At 72.3% G+C, this 386-nt stretch carries 1 protein-coding gene; it reads right to left on the bottom strand.

Features of this window, described 5'->3' with window-relative positions; genetic code table 11:
• On the bottom strand, positions 1-386 hold a 386-nt coding region (locus tag B2U11_RS04715; protein WP_292070275.1), incomplete at both ends, for a DUF808 family protein.

Here is a 386-nt window from a genome sequence, read left to right as displayed (position 1 = left end):
GTCGGTGCGCACCGCGCCGGAGACCGTGGCGGCCTCCAGGGCGGCGGGATCGCCGGCCGCGGGCGCGGCGTCGGCGTGACCGCCGCCGCCGAACATCTCCATCAGCTTCTCGGCGCCTTCGAAACACAGATAGGTTCCGCCGCACATCAGGATGGGCGTTAGAGCCCAGGGTGCGAAACTGGCCAGCAGCAGGGCCACGGGCAGGATCAGCAACAGCTTGTTGCGGACCGAGCCGGCGGCGATCTTGCCGATGATGGGCAGTTCGCGGCTGGGCGACAGGCCGGTGACGTAGCGGGGCGTCACCGCCGCGTCGTCGACCACCACCCCGGCCGCCTTTGTCGCCGCCTTGCCCGAGGCCGCCCCGACGTCGTCGATCGACGCCGCCG

This window comes from Brevundimonas sp. UBA7534 (assembly GCF_002479325.1).
Taxonomy (GTDB): domain Bacteria; phylum Pseudomonadota; class Alphaproteobacteria; order Caulobacterales; family Caulobacteraceae; genus Brevundimonas.
The sequence above is the reverse complement of the archived record's forward strand: the minus strand, read 5'-3'. Positions and strand labels throughout refer to the sequence as shown.